Consider the following 22,253-nt stretch of genomic DNA (forward strand, 5'->3'; position numbering starts at 1 on the left):
CGGAATTAACGAAGTTTCTTGGCTAACTCGGCTCGGGTTCGGCGACAGAGGCGGAGTTAACGAAGTTATTAAAGTTACTTAGCTAACTCGGGCTAGGTAAGGCAGCGCGGGCGGAGTTAGAGCCTTGCATTCTGCGGTAGCTCAGCAGCATGATCGCGGAACACAGGCACACGCCTAGCAGCAATTCGTACACGTGACGATACGCTTGAACCATCGGGAGATCGCTTTGGTATTCAAGAAGCAATCCGCAAACGGCAACGGATATCGATCCTCCGAAAAACTGAAACAGCTGCGATAAGCCCATCCCCGAACCGATTAAGGTTTTCGGAAGGCGTTGCGACGTCTCGTTGTTTAAGGAGGACATCGTGGCAGATAGCGCAGGAGAAAAGAAGAGGTACCCGATCAGGATGACCGCCGGGGAAGCTGCAAGATCCAGCGCATAATACGCCAGCACGACTGCGAGAATCGCATGCCCGATCAATAGGAACTTAAGATTGCCGTACCTGTCGATCCAACGTCCGACGAACCTTGTAAGAATGGCTGATAGAATAGCGCCCGGCGCTATGAATAAACCGATGCTCATCGCCGACTTGTCGAAGAGATGGGCAAGCACTAGAGGCATGAGGAACAGATTGCCAAGGTTCACGACCAACGCGCAAAAACCGATAAACAGAAGCTTTCGGTATCCCGGAACTTTCAGCAATGCGGGATTGATGAAGGTTTCTTTGGCTTTCCGCACATACCAGAAATGCGCAAGGAAGGATAAGATGCTTATCCCGAACCAAACAAGGGATTGTTGGGTTACGGCGAGGAGCAGCGACGCCGCGTTTACGATCGTGAGCAGGGCACCCGCGACATCGAATCGTCCGGCTCGCGGCTTCTCGCGAGGGAGCAGTCTCAGAAGCACCGGCAGAATCGCCAGCACCAGACAGGTAATCGCGAACAATCCGTTCCAGCCGAAGTATTCGCTGATCAAGCCGCCGATAATCGGCCCCAGCCCGAAAGCCATCGCGCTGCCCGCGGAGATCATGGCGATGGCCCTGCCCCGTCTTTCGGCGGGAACGTAACGGCTGGCCAGCACCAAGCCCAAGCCGGCCATCGCCCCGGCGCCTGCCGACTGCAGGATCCTCGCGGCCAGCAACGCCCGAAAGTCGTGGGCGAAGAAGCCGACGACCGAGGAAAGCCCCAGGACGAGCAGGCCGATCGCGAGCAATCTGCGAATGGATACGATATCGGAGAGCCTGCTATAGACGACCGTAGACAGGGCGTATCCGATTGAGTAACTGGAGATGATCCATGCGCCCAAATCCTCCGTAATTCTCAGATCATGAATAATGCTTGGAATCGATACGTTGAACATTGTCGTGTTCATGACGACGATGAACAAGCCGACCGCCCAAACGGGCATTACGATTTTGTCGTTCATAGGTGTCCCATCCCGTCTTTAGGCCTTCGTCGATGCAAAAAAGCTATCCTCCGCCCTATTATGGTCGGAGATAGCTTTTTCAATAATCACCTTGACTAGGTCGTTAGAATCTCGACCTGATAGTTAATAAACAGACCCGATTCGATGACTCCTGGGATGGATTTGACTTCCTTCTCGTATTCCGAGGTGATTTTATTGAAGCGCACGTCGAGAATCAAATTGCCCGCTTCCGTAATAACCGGACCGTCCTTGGACTTCGCCAATCTCAGGGTGATCTCGTTCGCTCCAAGCTTCAGCAATTCCGTCTCGACCAAGTTGACCGCTCTCGGGTCCACCTCAATCGGCGCCGCGAATTTCTCTCCGAGAAAGGATACGAACTTGGAGGAATCGACAAGGATGTAGTTCTCGGGGGAGCTCTTGATAACGAGCTTCTCGGCGAACATCGCGCCCCCTCTGCCTTTGATCAGGTTCTTCTGCGGATCTACTTCGTCCGCTCCGTCGAAGGACCAATCCGGCCGGGCATTCAATAATGAGGATGTATTTAAGCCCAAGATGGAGCAGGCCATCGAAACTTCGTGCGAGGTCGGAATAGCGAGTACGCTCAGGTTCTGTTCCTTCACCTTCTTGCTGATCGCCAGCAATGCAAGGTACGACGTGGACCCCGAGCCCACTCCGATCACGTCCCCGTTCTTGACGCGTTCCGCGATTTTCTCCGCTACTTTTTCCTTTTGCTCTCTATTGGAGATTTCATTCGACCACTGCAAAGTGGTCGCGATTTTATTATCCCAAATCATGAATGACCCTCGCTTTAACTAGAAGTGTGCAAGCCCTCAATCTTTCATTTATTATATCATAAGTTCCGTTAGCGTAAGCATAGCCGGCTATACGCGGAGTCGAGAGATTTCGTGTCTCTTGGAATCGACCCGAACTTACTATTGACCGACTTTACTGTCCGCGCCGGCCGTTTCTCCGCAGAAATTGTCCGCCATGTAAGTCACCAACGTCTCCAACGGATTACCCAGCTTCACTTTGGTGCCTCTCTGAACTTCCATGAGCGCTTCGACCATGGATAATTGAGCTACCGAAATCATCTTCCCTTGCTGCGACGCGAGCAAATCGCGAATGTATGCGGACAAAACGATATGGTACTGCTCCTTCTTCCCTTGCATGATCAACTCGAACGCGTGTCTTATGACATGCGCTTCGACCTGCGGGTGTTTTCCGCGAGCTTGCGCATACTCCCGTAGCCGATTCATCGTGCCCTCTACCGTAGCCGGATTCGTGAACAGCAGAATATGAGGTTGTTCCTCCCGGCACAAATAGTCGAAAAACGGCTCGTCCATTTTGATAATCGGAACGGATACCGATAACTGATCATCTTGAAGCACCGCAATGTAATTCGTGCATGTAATCAGAACCGCATCCACGTTGCAACTGGCAATCCACTCGATCTGCTCCTTCACCCGCCGTTCGGCTTCCGCCGATCCGAAGCTCTCGTCCGATGCGATCTTGTCCACTAAGCCGGGATCCACGAAATGAAGACATTCCACGTCGTAGCCTGACAACGCGTTCTCTATGTATTCTATATTCGAATAGTGCGCATGTAAGCAACCCAATCTTGTACCCATCGCGTATCCTCGCCTTCGTCTTGCGTGTTTAGTCATTCTAACACATTGTAAAAAATGTTACTTCGCGGCTTAGCCGACAAAATCCCGGGAGGTAAGATTAGAATGCCTCCGGGACATGCCGCTTATTACACGGTAACGGCATCGTGAGGCTTGCTGTAGCGCCAAGGGCAAAGAAGAACCCGGCCCCTTCCCGAGGACGGGTTCTTCGCTTGCTCTAGTAGCGTAATTCCCTCACTGCGCCTTGATCTCGAGCAGCTCGTACTTAACGACTCCCATTGGGGCGTCGATGCTTACGATGCTCCCGACCGTTTTGCCTACGAGCCCTTTGCCCAAAGGGCTTTCGTAAGAAATTTTATTCTCCAGCACGTCCGCTTCAGCGGGGCCGACGATCTGATATTCTATTTTCTCGGAGAACTCGATGTCGTTGAGGATCACTACGGAACCGATTTGAACGCTCGAATGATCAAGGTCGTCCGCATCGACTATCCGGGCTTTGTTCAGCATTTTCTCAAGTATGATGACCCTGGTTTCCATGAACGATTGATCGTTCTTGGCCGAGTGGTATTCGCTGTTTTCCTTCAAATCTCCATAGCTGATCGCCAGCTTGATACGGGCGGCCAATTCCTTGCGCTTCACGTACTTCAGATCGTCCAGCTCCGCTTGCAGCTTCGCCAATCCTTCTTTGGTCAAGATCACTTCGTCGTTTGCCATTCTTAGACAGCTCCCATTCGGCTTACTTCTTCCATTCTAACCTATATCCGCCTCGGCTTCACTGTAAACCGTAATCTAGCGGCCTCTTATTCACCGCTTTCCCGCAGAACCTTGCCTAGCGGGGTCGGCAATCCATCGAGACTTCGGGTATTTTTCTCCTGCCAATATTGCTTCAGCCCTTCTTCGCCTTTCTGAACGGACCAACGCTGCAGCGTTTCCCGTTCTCGGTCGTAAGACATGAACGGGACGGAGTAACCGCAGGAGGTTTGGACCTGGTCGAAGTCGACGACGATGATCTGCCTGACACCCGGTAAGGAAGAGAACAAGGAATATAGGCCTTCCCATTCCGCCGATTCAGGGAGGACAACCGTTCCCTTGCCGTACAACCTAATAATATTAGGCGGACCGTCGAACGCGCAGAACATGACCGTGACTCTCCCGTTCTCTTCGATGTGGGCGCTCGTTTCATTGCCGCTTCCCGTTAAATCCAGATAAGCGACTCGGTTGGCGGACAAGACGCGCAACGAATCGTAACCCTTCGGCGATATATTTACATGGCCGTTTTCCGATAACGGCGCCGATCCTACGAAATAAACGCGTTGCTTGGCGATAAATTCCTCATGCTCCGGCAACAGCGCGGCGAATAGTTTTCCCATTACAATCTCTCCTTCACCATTAGTTGTCGAACCAGGGCTGTCACTTTCGCACATGACGGATTTCAATTAAAATGATCTTACCACATGGTAGATAAAGGGAGCGAGAGCCATTGTATCCTATTCGAATGTATAAACGCGCATGCACCGATTCCGTCAAGATCGGGCATTTTCTCGATCAAGCCCGCACAGGGTTTCTAGGTCTCTCTTCGGATGACGTTCCCTATGTTATTCCTTTGAATTATGCTTGGTTAAACGGGAACATATACTTCCATGGCGCTTCCGAAGGAAGGAAAATAGACATCCTTCAGCGCAATGCGAAGGCATGTTTCAGCGTATGCGAGGATAACGGGACGATTACGGATATCGTACCCGCGAATACGGATACCGCCTATATGAGCGTCATCCTATTCGGATCCGTCGAGCTCGTCGACGACTTAGAGGAAGCAACGGGAGCCATGCAGGAGATGCTGCACAAGTACGTACCGGGCTATTATCAATCTCCCCTAGCCAAGAGCCACGTAGAGAAATACGTATCTTCGCTAGGCAGCAAGACAAGCGTGTTCAAGCTAATCCCTACGGAGATTACCGCCAAGGAGAACGAGGTTCAACCCTCGCATATGTATTACCCGGGCAGGACCCAGGCAAGCCCCCATTGACGCAAGAACGCCCTCCTATTGGCCTTAGTGGCCAATTGAGGGCGTCTTCGCGTCCGATTGATATATACGTGGAAGGTCCCTGTCATCCTTCGATGGCTGATTCAAGAACTGCGCAACGACCAACGACAGCAGCTCGCGCGTGGAACCGGCTCTTGTTTTCTCCTGAATCTTGGCCATATGGTTCTTTACCGTCTTCTCGGTTATAAACAGCTCGCTTGCCAAGTGCTTGTTGCTGTACCCGTATCTCGTCAGATAGAACACGATTTCCTTCTCGCGTTGCGTCAAACAATGTCGTTGGGCGAAAAAGGAAACGACATTACACAGGTGGGATGATTCGGATGGAATGTTCAAGAATAAGACTCCTCGATAATTAGCATATCCCTAGTGTACATTGAAATTGTTAAACGTTTATGAGTTTTGTAAGAATTTCATCTTTTTTGCGATGCGCTTTATAGCCGTTATCTGATTTCTTCAAGGTGGGTAAGCATAGATAAGAGGATTAAGTGGAAAAAGCGATACGCGGAAATAGCGATTGAGGACGATGGCGTGGGCATGGATCCGCTGGAGCTTCCGCGAAGACTAAATAATCTTCCCTTCGTCAACTATCGCTTAAATCGTTCAGGCCGTTATCTTCCAGCATGGACGCCTTATCGCCGTATTCCCTAACGATATGGGCATCTCCCCAGTTGCATAAGGAGTTCAGGATCGTCCTCAGGCTGTCGCCGTATTCGCTAAGCTCGTATTCCACTTTGGGAGGAGCTTGGTTATAGACGATCCGGTTTACGATGCCGTCCTGCTCTAACTCGCGAAGCTGTTGAATTAACATCTTCTGAGTGATTCCGGGCATAATACGCTTCAGGTCGCTCGTTCTTCTTTTGCAGTGCATGAGATGACACAGAATGACGCACTTCCATTTCCCGCCGATAACCTCCAAGGTCGCTTCCACGGAAATATTGTATTTCTTCTTGATCACGTTTTATCCCTCCGACTTCGCCCGAGAAGCCTAGAATATTACTTTTTAGTAACCCGAGCACTTGAAAGTACGTACTGTTCAGCGTTCCCCGAAGGCTTCATAATAACATTTGCCGGCCGGTGATTACTATACTGGAGAGTGGAACCTATGTTATTGAACGCGAAAAAAAGCACGTTCGCGCTGCTAGCGTTAGCGATCAGCGCTTTTGCCATCGGAACGACGGAGTTCATCAGCGTGGGATTACTCCCCTTGATATCCGACGATCTGCGAATATCCGTAACAACTGCGGGCCTAACCGTTTCCTTATACGCTCTCGGCGTCATGCTCGGGGCTCCGATATTGACTTCCTTGACTTCCAAGATGTCTCGTAAAACTTTGCTTCTATGGATCATGATCGTATTCATCGCGGGTAACGGCCTCGCCGCGGCCGCCAACGGAATCGCCTTGCTGCTGGCAGCTCGTATCCTGTCCGCTCTCGCGCACGGCGTATTTATGTCCATCGCGTCCACGATCGCGGCCGACCTGGTGCCCGCGAACCGCAGAGCAAGCGCCATAGCCATTATGTTCTCCGGACTTACGGTTGCCACCGTTACGGGCGTGCCTATCGGGACATGGCTCGGACAACAGTTAGGTTGGCGCGCGGCTTTCATCGCCATCGTCGCTATCGGTATCATTTCATTCCTCTCCAACTTGGTTCTTGTCCCTTCGAGCTTACGGAAAGCGGCTTCGACTCCGATCCGCGAACAGCTGAAGGTCGTCACGAACGGAAGGCTGCTTCTCGCATTCGCCGTTACGGCCTTGGGGTACGGAGGAACGTTCGTCGTCTTTACTTATTTATCCCCGCTCCTTCATGACGTAACCGGATTCGGCGAGAAAACGATCGTCGGAGTCTTGCTCGCTTACGGAATCGCCATAGCGATCGGAAACGTCATCGGCGGAAAGGTAGCGAACCGCAACCCGGTTAAAGCCTTATTCTACATGTTCGCCGCGCAAGCCGTCGTTCTGCTCGCGTTGTCGTTCACCGCTCCCTATCCGGCGGCAGGTTTGATCACCGTTCTATTGATGGGACTGCTGGCCTTCATGAACGTGCCGGGTTTGCAAGTGTATGTCGTGATGCTGGCGGAACGATATACGCCGCAATCGGTGGATGTAGCTTCCGCCTTCAATATCGCCGCCTTTAACGCGGGGATCGCGATCGGCGCTTATTTGGGCGGCTTGATTACGGATTCGATAGGCCTTATCCATACGGCTTGGATCGGATCGCTGATGGTTATGGCGGCCGTGGCCATTACCGGCCGAATCCGCGTTTTGGAGAAGAGGGATGCGGAACGTTATAATAAACTCAAGGCTACAGCGTAAATCATAAATAATCATATTAGGAGGTTTTATCATGACTCGCAACTTACAATCGACGGCTACGTTGCACAATGGAGTTCAAATGCCGTGGTTCGGCTTGGGAGTATTCAAGGCAGAAGAAGGCTCCGAGGTCGTGGACTCCGTCCGGACCGCGATCAAGCAAGGCTACCGGAGCATCGATACGGCGGCTATCTATCGGAACGAGAGCGGCGTCGGACGAGGCATTCGCGAAGGGCTTGCGGAGACGGGCCTGTCCAGGGAAGATCTGTTTATTACGTCCAAGGTGTGGAATGCGGACCTCGGCTACAAATCCACCCTAGCCGCATACGAAGCGAGCTTAGCTAAGCTCGGTCTGGACTACCTCGACCTCTATCTCATTCATTGGCCCGTAAAAGGCAAATACAAAGAAGCATGGAGAGCGCTGGAAGCCATATACGCGGATGGACGGGTTAAGGCGATCGGCGTGAGCAATTTCAACATTCACCACCTGGAAGACGTTATGAAAGACGCTAAGGTCTCGCCGATGGTAAACCAAGTCGAGTACCATCCCTATCTTTCGCAGCAAGAATTGCTTGCCTTCTGTCAGGCCCATAACATCCAGTTGGAGGCTTGGTCTCCTCTTATGCAAGGCGGACTGCTCGATCATCCCGTACTGCGGGAAATCGCCGGCAACCACGGCAAATCGGTCGCCCAAGTCATTCTGCGATGGGATCTGCAGCACGGAGTCGTCACGATTCCCAAGTCCACGAAGGAAAGTCGGATCATCGAGAATGCCAACATATTCGACTTCGAGCTGTCCTCGGAAGAAATAACCCGGATAGACGAATTGAATCGGAATCAACGCATTGGTCCGGACCCCGATAACTTTAACTTCTAATTCGCGTTCCATATTCCATAAAAGGGCTATCCCGCAGGTCAAGTCAGACCTGCAGGATAGCCCTTTTCACATGATCGAGAATACGAAATTTAGCTCAAATGCACAACTGTGTTTATGATATAAGAACAAATTTTCTTAGAAATTGTTCGGTAAACTCCAGAAAGCGGAAAGGAGACTGGCATAATTTGTCGAATTTTAACTTTAATTGTGCTTATTTAGTGTTCCCACCCACCAATATGAACGAGTAACAGCGAGGTGTCCGATGAAGTCGGTGCATGGGATAACGATACTGCGAATCTTTGTGCTGTTTATAATGATATTTACATATTCCACCCAGTTTACTAGCGCATCAGAGCCGGCCTCCAATATTAATGAATGGCAAATGAAGTGGATCGGCAAAGCCGACGACGAGCAGAGGATTCCTGCCTTAGACGAAACTTGGATACCAACAGGATCAGATAATCCCCTGACCAATGTTCCGCCGGGATTCCGTGGAATGTGGGTCCATTTCACGATTCCCTCTACCATGGGGCTACAGCGGCCAGGCTTGCTCGCAGAACGGATATACGGGCTCGATCTGTCCGTTTATCGGGAAAGTCATTTGCTGATCCAGACTCGTCGGGATTTTACTTTTGATCTTAACAAGCTGTTAATGCCGATCGAACAAACCTCCGAACCGAAGGATTATTATATCCGCATTCTCACGACAAGCGAACGGGCCGGACTTATCAGCGACATACGTATCGACGAAATCGATCTTCTATCCAAACGTTTCATCCGGCAAGACCTGCCCGATCTTTTACTGGGATCGTCTATTGTTTTTCTAGCTTTAATCATGCTGTTCTGCTCCAGTTACTTACACAGGAAACAGCGAAGCTCATGGGTCGCTTTATGCTTGTTCTCTTTATCCATCGGTATATTGATCATTACATACTCGCCGTTAACTTACATTTATTTCAAGGAATACGGGAAAATTCTGCTACTGCTGTTCGACGTGTCGTTATTTTTGCTAATCCCGTCGTTCAATTATTATATCGATCAAGTATTCAATGGCCAGTTCCGATTCTTCACGAAGTATCGACGATTGCAGGCGTATTATTCCGCGTTTTGTTTGGTTGCGCTGATCGTCTACACGATTTCCGGGCAACATTATGAAGTTTATTACGTCATCCTGAACATTATTTTAAGCGTACTTATCCTTCTGCAATTGCTGCTTATCATTGTCTTGTCCATTCTGAGGGCGATCAAAGGCAGTTGGAGTGCCATTTTGTTGTCTCTTGGAATCATCTTATTCGCTTCTTCCGCGACGGCTGACCTGATTTTCTATTACTTGAGCCATAGAACTTACGTGCTTTATCTATGGAAGTTCGGCGTAGTAATTCTAATTCTTACGTTGGTAATTATACTTGCAAGACGCATATCGGCCGATTACGGTAAGCTGCTCAATTATTCCAAGGAGTTGGAGATCTACAACCACAGTTTACAGCGTACCGAGAAAATGAAGATCATAAGCGATCTCGCGGCGTCCGTCGCGCACGAGGTACGCAATCCTCTTCAAGTAACGCGTGGATTTCTGCAATTGCTTTCCAGCAGAACTGACGAGAAGAACAAGACTTACTTCGATTTGGCTACGAACGAATTGGATCGGGCTTCCGATATCATTACCGATTTCCTTACCTTCGCCAAGCCGGACCTGGAAACGATCGTCGTTCTGGACATGTACGAGGAAATGAAAAAAATCGAAGCCATGATGACCCCGATGGCATCGATGTATGGCGGAGTTCTCCTGTTCAAGTCACAGGAGCAACTCTACTTCAGAGGGAACTCCTCGAAATTAAAGCAAGCTCTTATCAATATTATTAAGAACAGTATCGAGGCCATAGGCTCTGACGGATGGATCAAGATCAACGCGGATACGGAAGGAGAAGAGGTCATAGTTCGAATAGCGGACAACGGCGACGGAATGGATGATGAGGAAGTGGCGAAGCTCGGCATTCCTTTCTTCTCGACGAAAACTAAAGGAACCGGACTTGGCTTAATGGTGACCTTTCGCATCATCGAAGCGATGCGGGGGACGATCGTATTCCATAGCGTAAAAACAAAAGGAACCGAGGTAATTATTCGGTTCCCGCTCATAGTCAAGGATTCTGAATTACCAAACGAAATTGGGGCTTGATATGCCGCTTGCGACGTCTTCCGGCTTCGGTGGGATCGCCAGATAATAGAGCGTCGGGCTTTCTTCGACCACCTTCAGTTCGACTCCTGCCGGAATTTCAATTCCGAAAGCTTCTTTGATCGCGCCTATTGGATCTTTCGCGAGATTTGCCTTGAAAGCGGCGTCTTCCCAAGCTTTCTTGATAATTTGTACCTTCAACGATTCCAATGACATGCGGACACGACCTTCCAATAAGTGGGTTGAATGACTTCCTTATCATATCATGCAAATAGGATAAATTACTCAATTTTCTGTATGATTCGACAAAAAGTAGGACAAACCTCCCCCGGTTACCAATAGCCTTGTTGCGTCCTCCGCCCTATCGGCATCCCTAACTATTCCGTCGGCAATCGATGCTTGAAACGATAAAAGGTCTGCGGGCACGTTCTGAATGGCTCTTAACCGTTCTCCATGGCCCTTTACGATGTCGGCCAACATCCGCAGGCTATCCCCGCGATAGACGGATTGCTTCACCTTCCGCTCATCCAGAGGCTCTTCATCGGCGAGGGATAGTCGCTGTCTGACAAGCGTCAAGAACGCGTTATTACCCTCTTCCGCCAAATCCTCGAGCCAATCCATCCAATCGTCGGACAACTGCAATGTCGCGAGCACAAGATCGACGGCTTCCTCCGTAAGGACAATGGCTTCCGGTTGCCCGGATAACAACAGCAATCCGGTCGCGCATAATTTGACAGGCGCGGACTTGCGGGCAAGGCCCTTTGGATCGCGGGGATTGGCGAGAGTCCTTCCTTCTTGCGATACGGCGACGGCCCAATCCGATACATAATCGCGATAATGCTCCCACAACGGGGAGTCCGCAGGGAAATGAATGCTATACCGCCTAAAGAACAATGTCTGAAGGAGTTGTCCAAGCGCGAGCGCAAGGCGAGGTTCCGCTGTAACCGACGCCGTATCCGCATGATCCATCACGTCATCCATCAGGAAGTAATGAATCATCGCGAATAGGTTGCCAACAGCCAGATCCCGGCAGGTTTCAATCCGGCACTCCGTCACTTCTCTCATCCAATAAGGCAGGAGGAAGCTGATCTGATTCGTGCCCTTCCCGCCGCCAATCGGATTGCAACGGGCGAGGATCGCAAGCCCCGACTCGTCTAAAGGCGAAGGAAATCTAGCGATTTCTTCGGCCGCCTCGGAGAAAATCCGTTCGATTTCGAGCTCGTAACCGCCTAACCCGTTCATCCGTCTCCCACCTGTCTTTGCTACGCAATTGTTCGCGATCACCTAGTATTTTCCATCATTTTCTCATATGCCCGGCCGATTGCAACAGTTCTTCGTTATTTATGTATAATAATCTTTGAAGGCAACGAATACATAAGCTCGGCTTTCCCGTCGATTGGAGGAAGTCCCATGTTCCGGATCCTACTAGTAGAAGACGATGAAAAAATAAGAAAAATCGTGGCAGACACCTTGCGCAAATGGCAGTTCGAAGTCGTCGAGGCGGCGAATTTCGACCAAGTGCTCGCGGATTTCGAGAGAGCGCAGCCTCACTTGGTCCTCTTGGATATCAATCTGCCGGTATTCGACGGCTATTATTGGTGCGGGCAAATCCGGGCGGTCTCGAAGGTGCCGATCATCTTCTTGTCGTCCCGCAATCAGAATATGGACGTCATTATGGCCATTAATATGGGCGGCGACGACTTCGTTCAGAAGCCGTTCGATCTGGGAGTGCTCGTAGCCAAGGTTAGCGCCTTGCTCCGCCGTAATTATACGTACCAGGACGAGAACCTCCAAATGACCTATCGCGAGCTTCTCTTTAACTTATCAAGTTCCTCCATCCAATACGGAACGCAATCGGCGGAGCTCTCCCGCAACGAATTCATCATCCTGCAGATCATGCTGCGCAATGCGGGCAAGATCGTATCCCGCGACGATCTGATGCAGGTGTTATGGAACGAGGAACAATTCGTCGACGATAACACGCTGACGGTTAACGTCAACCGGCTGCGGCGCAAGATCGCGCAGCTCGGGCTGGAGGATTTTATCGCGACGCGCAAAGGAATGGGGTATATCGTCGAATGAGCTTCTGGCGATTCATGCGCTATGAGAAGCCCTACCTTTTTCTAAGCTTAAGCGGCTTCTTAGTCGTCGTGATAGTATGGTTAACCGACCCTAATCTTGGTTGGCAATGGGGCTCGTTCCTCTACGCCCTGACTCTCTTTCTTTTCTTGTCGACCGGTTTCTTCGTTTACCGCTATCTTCATAACCTTAAGGTCATCCGAAATATGCACGATGAGGAGACCGAAACTCTCTCCTTGGAAGCTCATCGATACCGTCTCGAGATGGAAGAGATGCAGAAGCAGCACATTCGCGCCCTGAACGAAGTTCAAGCCAAGCAGAACGAGTATTACAACTTCATCGTCACTTGGTTCCACGAGGTTAAGACTCCAATCTCCGTATTGCGGCTCATGCAGCAGACCGAGATCGATGCCGGAAGCTTGGACGAAGAGGTGTCCCGTATAGAGCATTACGTGGACCAGGCGCTATATTATGCCAAGCTCGACAGCTTCAATCAGGATTACGACCTACGAAATTGCAATCTCGAGGCGCTCGCGAAGGAGCTCGTGAAGAGCCACGCCAAGACGTTCATCTCCAAGAAGATCCGGATACAATTAAACGTACAGCCTACGATCGTTCAAAGCGATCCCAAATGGCTGCTCTATATCATGAATCAGCTTCTTACGAACAGCTTGAAATATACCGTCGAGGAAGCCGGCGAAGTATCCATCGATACGAGAATCACGCCGCAGGAGAAGCAGCTAGTCATTCGCGATAATGGAATCGGCATCGACCCTATGGATCTCCCGCGAATCTTCAATCGGGGATTCACCGGAGCCAACGGAAGATCGCATACCAAGTCTACGGGAATGGGTTTGTATCTGGCCCAAGAGTTATCGAGAAAATTGGGCCATTATATTTCCTGTACCTCGGAAGTCGGACGTTATACCGAGCTCATTGTACACTTCCCCAAGATCCACGATCCTTACATGCAAACGTTAAGGCAAAGTCCCGAATAGCGGCCTAACTGCGGCGGTGCCGTTTGCTCGAAAGTCGCTACGCGAGAATTACCCGGTTTGAGCGTGTTACTCCGGGCAGATTGCTGGCTGCGGCGAGAATTACCCGGTTTAGACGTGTAACTCTAGGCAGATTGCCGGCTGCGTCGAGAATTACCCGGTTTGGACGTGTAACTCCGAGCAGATTGCTGGCTGCGGCGAGAATTACCCGGTTTAGACGTGTAACTCTAGGCAGATTGCCGGCTGCGTCGAGAATTACCCGGTTTGGACGTGTAACTCCGGGCAGATTGCCGGCTGCGGTGGAGAATTAACCGGTTTGGACGTGTAACTCCGGGCAGATTGCCGGCTGCGTGAGAATTAACCGGTTTGAGCGTGTTACTCCGGGCAGATTGCCGTCTGCGCCAAGAATTACCCGGTTTGAGCGTGTTACTCCGGGCGGATTGCCGGCTGCGCCAAGAATTACCCGGTTTGAGCGTGTTACTCCGGGCCATTTGCGAGCGTTACAAACAGCGCCATGAAGAATCCGGCTTCGGAATCCTTCATGGCGCTGTTTGAGTTTCGCCCTACAACTAATACGCGTCGTCCTACCTCGCGCGGGGAATCGCACGAGGTACCAGAGGTAAACGTTAGGCCGTTTTCTGGGTAACGATCTTGTAGTACAGGCTCGTAGAAGAAAGATACAGCAGGAGGTAAATCAGGAAATACGCTCCTAAGATGCCGAAGACCACGTTGACCAAGCCCGGAAAGTCCTGCACCGAATCCAATATGCTGTACTTGATGATGAACCAGCTGTGCAGCACGCCAAGCAGCAACGGCGGCACGAACACGAACAAGAGCTGCTTGCGGATGACGCTGCTTATCTCCCGATTGTTCACGCCTAATTTACCCAGAATGGCATATTGGCGTTGCTCTTCGGTAGCTTCCCGAAGCTGTTTGAAGTAGATCACGCTCGCTAGCGCGAACGTTGCGATGAGCGCCAGGAACCCGCTTGCGAAGAGCAGCAAGGACGAGCTCTCGATTTGCACGGAATACACGTCCGCGAAGGATGAGTAGTAAGCTCCTTCCGTTTGGCTCACGATGGCATGCACTTCTTTCGAGAGGGCTTCCGCGTTCTTCGCGTCTTCGATCGCATAAATCTCGAAAGACTTCGCCGTCGCGTTTTCTCTCAGCTCTTGATAAGCTTCGTCCGAGATAACCAACACGGCGGGCTTCTTGTCCATAGAAGTTAGAGGATCCGTGCTCCAGCCTAGAAGCGCGTAATCCCTCCTCTCAACCAATTCGAATTCCGTCGCGGTCGCCGCCGTCGAATTCGTTTGAACCCCTACCTTCGGAAGATTGCCGGCGGAATATCGATTCTCCACATCCGTTCCCTGAGAGAGCGATACAGCTTCCCTCGCCTGCAAATCCACTCGCCGATCTCCATGGCCGCGATAATCGACCATATCGTTATAGTCCTTTTCCGCGACCAACAGCAGTCCCGGCAAGTAATAATCCGAATTGTCGAAGGTAACTTCCTTATCCGTCGTTTGCTCGGCGGTTAACGCGATTAACGTACGATGATCCTTCACCGCATGGGCTGAAGCGCCGATCAGGCTATCGAGCTTGCCGTTCGTCGCCGCGTCCAAGGACTCGAAGGCGATATCGTTAGGCAAGTTGCGTCCGGTCGCCTCGAATTGCACCTTATAGTTGATCGTAACGAAGCAAGTCAATAAAATAATCGCAGCGCTAAACAAGGATATGAACGTAAGGTTCAGCGTATTGCCTCTAACCTGGAAACGCAGCGAGGACGTCCATAATACCGTGTTGCCTTCGTGGTACTTTTTGCGGCGGGCAATGACCTGAAGGAGCCAACCCGCGAATTGGCGAAAAAACAAATACGTTCCCCCGATTATTCCTACCGCAACGACTATCATGCTTACCGTGGCATGATCTTGCCACATCGCCGATTCGATGCCTCTGCTAATGACGATGAACGCGGAAACGAGCAGGATGATTGCCAGAATCGCGAGCAGGCTAGAAGGCTTGATCGGCTTCTCCATCTTCTCTTTCGCATGAAAGAGCTCTACAAGCTGGACGCGACGGACCATAACCAGACTCTGTACGCTGATGATGAAGGCAAGCAGGAGAAATAGCCCGACCGTGGAGCCGATCGCCTGAATCGGGAATGACAGTGATATCACCTGATCGTACTGCATGAGATTCATCAGCAGCATACCGAAGAGTTTCGATAGCAAGCCTCCAAGCAGGATTCCCGTCACTAACGAGATCGCGCCGATGAACAGCGTTTCGTAGAACACCATTAACGTGATCTGCCGTTCGCTTAGACCTAGCAGCAAATACATTCCGAATTCTTTTTTGCGCTGGCGCATGAAGAACGAATTGGCATATAGGATGAAAAGAATGATGAAAAGGAAGATCACGACGGACGCGATCGTTACGCCGTTCTTGAAGTTTTGGCGATTCGAGAGCGTGTCCAGAACGTCGCCGTTAAACATAAGGGCCGAGAATGTGAAATGGATAATGACGCCGATGATCATCGAGAACAAATATATGGAGTACAGCCGGAAGTTACGCTTGACGTTCCTAACCGTCAGATCAAGAAGGCTCATCGCGCTTGGCCCCCCATTATGCTCTGGGTTTCCAGGATGCGGTCGTAGAACGCCTTCTGTCCTTGCTCCCCGGCGTAGAGCTCGTTCACGATTCCTCCGTCCCGCAGAAAAATAACCCTCCTGCAGTAACTCGCCGCATAAATATCGTGCGTCACCATGAGAATCGTCGTCTGTGTCAAGCCGTTCAGGTTCGCCAATTGTTCCAATAGCTGCGTGGCCGATCTGGAATCGAGCGCGCCTGTAGGCTCATCCGCGAACACGATGGCCGGCTTCGTGATCATCGCCCGGGCGGATGCGGTACGCTGCTTCTGTCCGCCGGAAATTTCGCTCGGGTATTTGCCGAGGATGTCCTCGATGTTCAGAGCATGGGTGATCGAAGCTAGCCGCTTCTCCATCTCTTCCGTCGCGAATTTGCGAAGGGAGAGCGGCAGCAGGATATTTTCCTTCACCGTTAGCGTATCCAGCAGATTGTAATCTTGGAAAATGAACCCCATCTGCTCCTGGCGGAATTGCCTGAGCGCTTTCTTCTTCAGGTCCAACAAGGACTGGCCGTCCAGCCATACCTCTCCGCCCGTAAATTGATCGATCGTGGATAAGACGTTCATCAAGGTGGATTTGCCGGAACCGGAAGGTCCCATGATCGCCGTAAATTCGCCGACTTCGACGGTCATATCGATGTTCTTGAGCACGGGGGTTTTGCCATAGCTTTTGGATAGATTCTTCGTGTGAATGACGTTGGGCATATCGGATTCCCTCCATTTGGAACTCTGAAACTTATATTCATGAGTTATTGAGCTTAATATAGACGGAATCGATATTCCTAACCATCGAAGTATCGTAAAGATAAGTGACGTTTCCGTCACTTTGGGAGGGAATTTTGATATGAAAAAACCGGCCATAACCCGCATCTTCTTGCGGTTCGGGCCGGTCCGGATGCGAGAAGTGTAGTACCGTCTGGCGGTACTACTCGACGTTCGAGTCCCCATCAATCAAGAACCGCGACGGCCTTCTTCATGTTATCGTAGCTGATCGCTCCGAGATATCGCTCCCGGATGACTCCGTCGGCATCGATGATGTAAGTGGTGGGATACGCCGTCACTTTATATTGATCCGCCACCGCGCCCGCTTCATCCAGTACGACCGGGAAACTGAGTCCGTGCTTGTCCACGTAATCGCCGACCTTTCCGGCGTTCCTCTCCTGGCTCGTCACGTTGACCGACAGCACGACGACGTCTTGATCCTTATATTTCCGATAGAGCTTCTCCACGTGCGGCATCTCCGCTTTGCAAACCTGGCACCAGGTTGCCCAGAAATTCATCAACACGGTTTGCCCCCGGTAATCCGAGAGATTCACCGGATTGCCGTCCAGGTCCGAAAGCCGGAAATCCGGGGCAAGCCGATCGTCGCCGATGGACTTCGCATCGCCGTCTCCTGGGTTCCACACGGCGGAAGCGATCATTGTCGCAACAAGCGCGACTCCGAGAACCTGCGCGGCAAACCTAGGCGATGGGCTCATTAGGAACGCAAGCATCGATGCGAAGAAAGCTAGACCAATATACGTGACAACTCCCGGAGAATCGCTAAACAGAACCGTTGCCAAATACGCGGTTGCAGCCCAGCCGCAAGCCATCGCGGCAACCGTCCTCGCTGCCGCATTCTTACCGAGCCTTTTCGTATAACGGAAACCCGCATACCCGATTGCGACGGCGGATGCTAACCAAAAGCCGGGCATCCCTCCGCTGAAGAACAGAAGAGTCATCGGATTGTCGATTACGCTTGCCGGATCGAAGAGCAGGAGGCTTATTTTCCATATTCCTATCCATAGGATGACCGAATCCCAAGCTACGGAGACGATCGGGTCCCGCTCCGGATGCGCCTTATGCTTCAAGCGAACCATGAGCACGCCGACTATGCCGGCCAGTAGATAGACCAATAGCTCCGCGTTCAGGACGAAGGTTCCGACCTGCAGATTCGGCATCTGACCGAGCTGACCCATCCGAATCTCCCCTTCCGAATCCCCGATAATCGTGACGGTGACGGTACTCCCTAAGGATTAAGACAATCGAAAATTAGCGAACGGTTCGCCGTGACGGAACGGATTGCTGATATCGTCCAGCTTCCGTTTCAGCTCCGAGTCCAGCGTAATCGATATGCTCCGTAAGTTGTCCTCCACTTGCTCGGTCCGCGTAGCTCCTACGATAACGGTCGCGACGGCTGGCCGATCCATGAGCCATGCTAGCGAAAGAGCGCTAGTGGAAAACCCGTGCTCCGATGCGAGCTCGCCCACTCCCTGTCCCAAAACAAGGTTCTTTTCTTCGAAATATTTGCGAAAGCCGGGATCCGTTTCCGCCCTGGACCCTTCCGGAGCAATGTCCTTAGACGTATATTTACCGCTTAAAATACCGCCGGCCAGAGGAAAATAAGGGATGATCCCCACTCCCTGGTCCAGACATAGCGGGACAAGCTCGTTTTCGGGCGTGCGGTCGGCCAGGGAATAGCTGTTCTGCGTCGCGACGAAACGGCTGAACCCTCTTTGCTCGCTTATTCCTATAGCCTTCATAAGCTCCCATGCCGCGTAATTGGAAGCGCCGATATATCGAACTTTACCGGAGCTTACCATATCGTCCAATGCGCGCAAGGTTTCTTCCAAAGGCGTGTTCGGATCGAAAGTATGGATCTGGTACAAATCGATGTAATCCGTATTCAGGCGCCGAAGGCTTCCTTCCAGCTCCCGTACCAGATGCCCTCGGGATGAGCCCCTCTCGTTCGGCCCCGTTCCCTTGACCAGCCCCGCTTTGGTCGCAAGCACCGCTTCTTGCCGTCTTCCTTCGAGCGCGAGTCCGATGATTCTTTCCGATTCGGTACCCGCATATATATTCGCCGTATCTATGAAATTAACGCCGCGATCCATAGCATAGTGAATGATTCGGACGGAAGCGTCTTGATCCGACCTTTTGCCGAACGCGTTCGTGCCTAATCCCAGTACGGATACTTCTAGTCCGCTGTTGCCAAGACGATGATACCTCATGACTATCTCGCTCCTTTATACTCCGACTTTAATCTGTTTGCTTCGCAATTGGCCGCATGCCGCATCGATGTCCGTCCCGTGCTCGAGGCGCACGCTGACGCTCACGCTTTGCTTCTTCAGCGTGTCGTAGAACGCGCTGATCGTCTCCCTGTCGGGTCTCTGATATTGACTATGCTCGTCGACCGGATTGTACGGAATCAAATTCACGTTGGCCAGCTGGCGCCGATCGCCGATCAGCCCGGCAAGCTCTATCGCATGCTCCCTCTGATCGTTGACGTCCTTCAGCATGATGTACTCCAGCGTAATTCTCCGGTTCGTTTTCTCCAGATAATAATCGACCGCTTGCATCAGCTTGGCGATCGGGATGGCTTTGTTGATCTTCATGATCCGCGTTCTGAGCTCGTCGTTCGGCGCATGCAAGGAGATCGCCAGATTGACTCTCAGGTCGGCATCGGTGAAATCGTAGATTTTGTCCGCGAGTCCGCTCGTCGATACGGTGATATGTCTAGCCGCAAGCGCAAGACCCTTCTGGTCCTTCACGACGTTCAGAAAATCGACCATGTTCTCGAAGTTGTCGAACGGTTCGCCGATGCCCATCACCACGATATGGCTCACGAGTTCGTCCTTCGCAGCTTGGTCGAGGTGGTGCTGCACGTTCATGACCTGCTCCACGATCTCACCGGCGGATAGATCGCGGCTCTTCTTCAGCAGTCCGCTCGCGCAGAAGCTGCAGCCGATATTGCACCCGACTTGAGTCGTGACGCACACGGACAAGCCGAACTTATGTCGCATGAGCACCGTTTCGATTAAATTGCCGTCATTCAGCTTGAACAGGAATTTAACCGTTCCGTCCACGGATTCTTGCCGGACGTGTTCGCTAAGCGTCTGAATAACGTAATGATCGGCCAGCGCCTGCACGCAATCTTTATTAACGTCGACCATCTCGGAGAAGTCCGTCGCCCTTTTCCGATAGAGCCAATCCCACACCTGGGAGGCGCGGGACTTCTTATGACCGCGTTCGCTCAACCAAGCCGTCAATTGCTCGAACGTCAAGCCGTATATGGAACCTTTATTCATTCGTAACCCTCATTTCGAAGCTTCATCTATCCGTCTATTATACCCTAGACCGATTCGGACACGAAATCCCTTATTATGGCGCGCAAGCTGTCGGGATCGCTCAGCATGGGCAAATGACCCGTATCCAATCGAACGGTTCTCTCCGTGGATAGGTTACGGATCATTTTCTCCTGCAAAGCTTGGCCGAACTCTCGGTCTCGGTTGAGTTTGACGTACAGCTTGGGCACCGATGGAAGCGCCGAAACTACCGAATCCGTATATACCTTAACCGATTCCGGAATGAATCCCTTAACGACTTCGTCCGCCTGCTCCTTCGAAAGATCGCCGCATAAACCCGCGCGGATAGCGGACTCCGGAGGCTTCGTTCCGACCGTTCGAAGAATGAGAGACATCAGAAGTCTCTTGGGCAACGGCAGAGTGGACAGAAACGAGCCGAACTTGTTCGGAATGGCCGCTCCCACCGCAACGAATCCCACGACTCTATCGGACATCCGATTGGCAACCTGCAAGCCGACGACTCCGCCCAGCGAATGGGCGACGATGACGAATCTGTCCACTCCCCAGTTCTCGATCTGTCTTTGGACGCCCGCGACGTAATCGTCCAAGCTTAATCCTCTCCTAGAGTCCATACCCTGCCGCCCCTTTGGAAATTCCACCTGCAAACACGGAATATCCAGGCCCTGCGCTACTTGATCCCATACCCGACCATCCAATCCCGCTCCATGGATAAAAACGATTCCGATATTGCGCTCCCCGTTGCTCACCCGAACCACTCTCCTTAACCGCTTAGCTTCCTATAAGGTCAACTATATCCGTCAAATACGACAATTTATGTCTTATTTAAGTGGTAGAATGAAACTAACAGTTCGAGAGTCCATCGTTCAGGAAGCGGGAAAAAGGAGTCGGTCGCATGTTGAAATCGCAAAGACTAATCCGGATGATCATGATCATCAATGCTCGAAAATCCTTTACCGTTCAAGAGATGGCGGATGAATTCGGCTTGTCTACGCGAACCGTAACGAGGGATTTGCTGGAGCTTAGCGAGCTAGGCGTGCCTATCTACTCCATTCAAGGGCGCGGAGGCGGTTATAGATTGCTTCAGGAGCGACTGCTTCCCCCGATCGCGTTCACGGAGAGCGAAGCCGTCGCCATGTTCATCGCCTGCCGATCATTGCGGCACCTGAGCGCGTTGCCCTTCGACGAAGGCGCAGAATCCGCCCTCCACAAGTTTTACCACTACCTTCCCGAGGATAGCAAAACGCGGATTGACCGGCTGAAGGACAAGGTTGCCATCTGGAGTCCTCATCGCCAAGTGCTCCCGGACTGTCTCCGAACGCTTATGCAGTCGATCATGGTCCGCAGCGTAGTCGCCATCGAATACCGTTCCACTCACGGCGTCGAGCTTCGGAATATTCAGCCCGTCGGACTTTACGAGAGCGACGGGTATTGGTATTGTCCGGCTTATTGTTTTCTGAGGGAGGATTACAGGGTATTTCGGGCAGATCGGATTCTCGCCGCTTCACTGAACGAGTCGATAGACTGCCGGGAAGACGTCGAGCAACGAACGCTGTGGGACCTGCCGCAAGAACGAGCTCCGCTCATCCCCATGAGCTTGGAACTCTCTCCAGGAGGGGTGCACGCGCTGCGCTCGGATCAATGGTTCGGGGAGTCGATACGCGTCCGGGACGACGGCGGCGGAACGGTCACCGTGGATATTCCTTCGGATAAAATACCCTTCTACTCGGACATGATCTGGCGATTGGGGGAGGATGCGAGGATCGTGGCGCCCGAAGAGGCGGTCGAATACGTCAGGCGGAAGATCGAGGCTATGCGATTACGATATTCATGAACTCGGATGAATCAAGGAATTAAAATGGTAATCATCGTTATTTGAGCTATTTAGAGCACTTTTGCGGTGATGTAAAGTAGTCTGTGTACCAAAATTTGGCGCCTTCTCAGGCAACAAAAAAGTAGGGTATTCTCGGGGTTACGAAGCCAACCAAGAAGGA

23 protein-coding genes are annotated in these 22,253 nt (G+C 51.6%); 8 read left to right on the forward strand and 15 right to left on the reverse strand.

The genetic code is table 11. From position 1 onward, the window contains the following. Nucleotides 1-82: 82 nt before the first annotated feature. The 5 genes from DFP95_RS16775 to DFP95_RS16795 all read right to left on the reverse strand — a co-directional run bounded on the left by DFP95_RS16775 (nt 83) and on the right by DFP95_RS16795 (nt 4,421). The gene (locus DFP95_RS16775) at nt 83-1,426 is read right to left on the reverse strand and encodes an MFS transporter (protein ID WP_115993797.1); all 1,344 of its coding nucleotides are present in this window, start codon (nt 1,424-1,426) and stop codon (nt 83-85) included. A gap of 95 nt (nt 1,427-1,521) precedes the next feature. Further along, the gene (gene rpiA / locus DFP95_RS16780; protein WP_115993798.1) at nt 1,522-2,220 is read right to left on the reverse strand and encodes a ribose 5-phosphate isomerase A; all 699 of its coding nucleotides are present in this window, start codon (nt 2,218-2,220) and stop codon (nt 1,522-1,524) included. 138 nt (nt 2,221-2,358) lie between these two features. Then, on the reverse strand, nt 2,359-3,054 hold the full coding sequence (locus DFP95_RS16785) for a hypothetical protein (protein WP_115993799.1): 696 nt from the start codon (nt 3,052-3,054) through the stop codon (nt 2,359-2,361). Between the two features lie 231 nt (nt 3,055-3,285). Then, nucleotides 3,286-3,765, reverse strand: coding sequence for a transcription elongation factor GreA (greA, locus tag DFP95_RS16790; protein ID WP_115993800.1), 480 nt, complete (start codon nt 3,763-3,765; stop codon nt 3,286-3,288). 86 nt (nt 3,766-3,851) lie between these two features. After that, nucleotides 3,852-4,421: a pyridoxamine 5'-phosphate oxidase family protein gene (locus tag DFP95_RS16795; protein WP_115993801.1), complete on the reverse strand. Its 570-nt coding sequence runs from the start codon at nt 4,419-4,421 to the stop codon at nt 3,852-3,854. A 110-nt stretch (nt 4,422-4,531) separates the two neighbouring features. Here DFP95_RS16795 and DFP95_RS16800 point away from each other — a divergent pair, with 110 nt between their 5' ends. Further along, entirely contained in the window at nt 4,532-5,077 is a 546-nt protein-coding gene (locus tag DFP95_RS16800) for a pyridoxamine 5'-phosphate oxidase family protein (RefSeq protein ID WP_245987704.1), read from the forward strand. A 24-nt stretch (nt 5,078-5,101) separates the two neighbouring features. Here the strand turns inward: DFP95_RS16800 and DFP95_RS16805 are convergent, their stop codons facing one another. Both DFP95_RS16805 and DFP95_RS16810 read right to left on the reverse strand, forming a co-directional pair. After that, on the reverse strand, nt 5,102-5,428 hold the full coding sequence (locus tag DFP95_RS16805; RefSeq protein WP_115993802.1) for a response regulator transcription factor: 327 nt from the start codon (nt 5,426-5,428) through the stop codon (nt 5,102-5,104). 247 nt (nt 5,429-5,675) lie between these two features. Next, nucleotides 5,676-6,050 (reverse strand): winged helix-turn-helix transcriptional regulator, encoded by a 375-nt coding sequence (locus DFP95_RS16810; RefSeq protein WP_115993803.1) that lies wholly within the window; start codon nt 6,048-6,050, stop codon nt 5,676-5,678. A 147-nt stretch (nt 6,051-6,197) separates the two neighbouring features. Here DFP95_RS16810 and DFP95_RS16815 point away from each other — a divergent pair, with 147 nt between their 5' ends. From DFP95_RS16815 to DFP95_RS16825, 3 genes are all read left to right on the forward strand, one after another. Then, entirely contained in the window at nt 6,198-7,409 is a 1,212-nt protein-coding gene (locus DFP95_RS16815) for an MFS transporter (protein ID WP_115993804.1), read from the forward strand. Between the two features lie 31 nt (nt 7,410-7,440). Next, nucleotides 7,441-8,283, forward strand: a complete 843-nt coding sequence (locus DFP95_RS16820; RefSeq protein WP_115993805.1) for an aldo/keto reductase — start codon at nt 7,441-7,443, stop codon at nt 8,281-8,283. 496 nt (nt 8,284-8,779) lie between these two features. After that, complete coding sequence (locus DFP95_RS16825) at nt 8,780-10,459, forward strand: sensor histidine kinase (protein ID WP_181907472.1); 1,680 nt, start codon at nt 8,780-8,782, stop codon at nt 10,457-10,459. Here the strand turns inward: DFP95_RS16825 and DFP95_RS16830 are convergent. Together DFP95_RS16830 and DFP95_RS16835 are read right to left on the reverse strand one after the other, a co-directional pair. Then, nucleotides 10,436-10,672, reverse strand: a complete 237-nt coding sequence (locus DFP95_RS16830) for an NHLP leader peptide family RiPP precursor (RefSeq protein WP_115993807.1) — start codon at nt 10,670-10,672, stop codon at nt 10,436-10,438. The two genes, DFP95_RS16825 and DFP95_RS16830, sit on opposite strands and share 24 nt — an antisense overlap. A gap of 69 nt (nt 10,673-10,741) precedes the next feature. After that, complete coding sequence (locus tag DFP95_RS16835; protein WP_115993808.1) at nt 10,742-11,698, reverse strand: hypothetical protein; 957 nt, start codon at nt 11,696-11,698, stop codon at nt 10,742-10,744. 168 nt (nt 11,699-11,866) lie between these two features. Between DFP95_RS16835 and DFP95_RS16840 the strand changes: the two genes are divergently transcribed. From DFP95_RS16840 to DFP95_RS28680, 3 genes are read left to right on the forward strand one after another with little or no spacing between them, the layout of a single operon-like run. Beyond that, the gene (locus DFP95_RS16840; protein WP_115993809.1) at nt 11,867-12,538 is read left to right on the forward strand and encodes a response regulator transcription factor; all 672 of its coding nucleotides are present in this window, start codon (nt 11,867-11,869) and stop codon (nt 12,536-12,538) included. Next, nucleotides 12,535-13,533: a sensor histidine kinase gene (locus DFP95_RS16845; protein WP_115993810.1), complete on the forward strand. Its 999-nt coding sequence runs from the start codon at nt 12,535-12,537 to the stop codon at nt 13,531-13,533. Before DFP95_RS16840 ends, DFP95_RS16845 begins: the two co-directional genes overlap by 4 nt. 23 nt (nt 13,534-13,556) lie before the next feature. After that, on the forward strand, nt 13,557-13,841 hold the full coding sequence (locus tag DFP95_RS28680; RefSeq protein ID WP_147304175.1) for a hypothetical protein: 285 nt from the start codon (nt 13,557-13,559) through the stop codon (nt 13,839-13,841). 315 nt (nt 13,842-14,156) lie between these two features. Here the strand turns inward: DFP95_RS28680 and DFP95_RS16850 are convergent, their stop codons facing one another. From DFP95_RS16850 to DFP95_RS16875, 6 genes are all read right to left on the reverse strand, one after another. Further along, nucleotides 14,157-16,139 carry an ABC transporter permease gene (locus tag DFP95_RS16850; protein WP_115993811.1) on the reverse strand — a complete coding sequence of 661 codons (1,983 nt, stop codon included), beginning with the start codon at nt 16,137-16,139 and terminating at the stop codon, nt 14,157-14,159. Further along, nucleotides 16,136-16,882 (reverse strand): ABC transporter ATP-binding protein, encoded by a 747-nt coding sequence (locus DFP95_RS16855; protein WP_115993812.1) that lies wholly within the window; start codon nt 16,880-16,882, stop codon nt 16,136-16,138. The genes DFP95_RS16850 and DFP95_RS16855 overlap by 4 nt, the downstream gene beginning before the upstream one ends. A 242-nt stretch (nt 16,883-17,124) precedes the next feature. Beyond that, nucleotides 17,125-18,135 (reverse strand): TlpA disulfide reductase family protein, encoded by a 1,011-nt coding sequence (locus tag DFP95_RS16860; protein WP_115993813.1) that lies wholly within the window; start codon nt 18,133-18,135, stop codon nt 17,125-17,127. 57 nt (nt 18,136-18,192) lie between these two features. Further along, nucleotides 18,193-19,167 (reverse strand): aldo/keto reductase, encoded by a 975-nt coding sequence (locus tag DFP95_RS16865; RefSeq protein ID WP_115993814.1) that lies wholly within the window; start codon nt 19,165-19,167, stop codon nt 18,193-18,195. Between the two features lie 15 nt (nt 19,168-19,182). Further along, on the reverse strand, nt 19,183-20,244 hold the full coding sequence (gene rlmN / locus DFP95_RS16870; RefSeq protein ID WP_115993815.1) for a dual-specificity RNA methyltransferase RlmN: 1,062 nt from the start codon (nt 20,242-20,244) through the stop codon (nt 19,183-19,185). A gap of 44 nt (nt 20,245-20,288) precedes the next feature. Continuing rightward, nucleotides 20,289-21,008 carry an alpha/beta fold hydrolase gene (locus tag DFP95_RS16875; RefSeq protein WP_115993816.1) on the reverse strand — a complete coding sequence of 240 codons (720 nt, stop codon included), beginning with the start codon at nt 21,006-21,008 and terminating at the stop codon, nt 20,289-20,291. A gap of 146 nt (nt 21,009-21,154) precedes the next feature. On the opposite strand from DFP95_RS16875, the gene DFP95_RS16880 reads away from it, so the two are divergent. Continuing rightward, the gene (locus DFP95_RS16880) at nt 21,155-22,093 is read left to right on the forward strand and encodes a helix-turn-helix transcriptional regulator (RefSeq protein WP_115993817.1); all 939 of its coding nucleotides are present in this window, start codon (nt 21,155-21,157) and stop codon (nt 22,091-22,093) included. Nucleotides 22,094-22,253 lie beyond the last annotated feature (160 nt).

It is taken from the genome of Cohnella lupini (genome assembly GCF_003386205.1).
Classification (GTDB): Bacteria; Bacillota; Bacilli; order Paenibacillales; family Paenibacillaceae; genus Cohnella; species Cohnella lupini.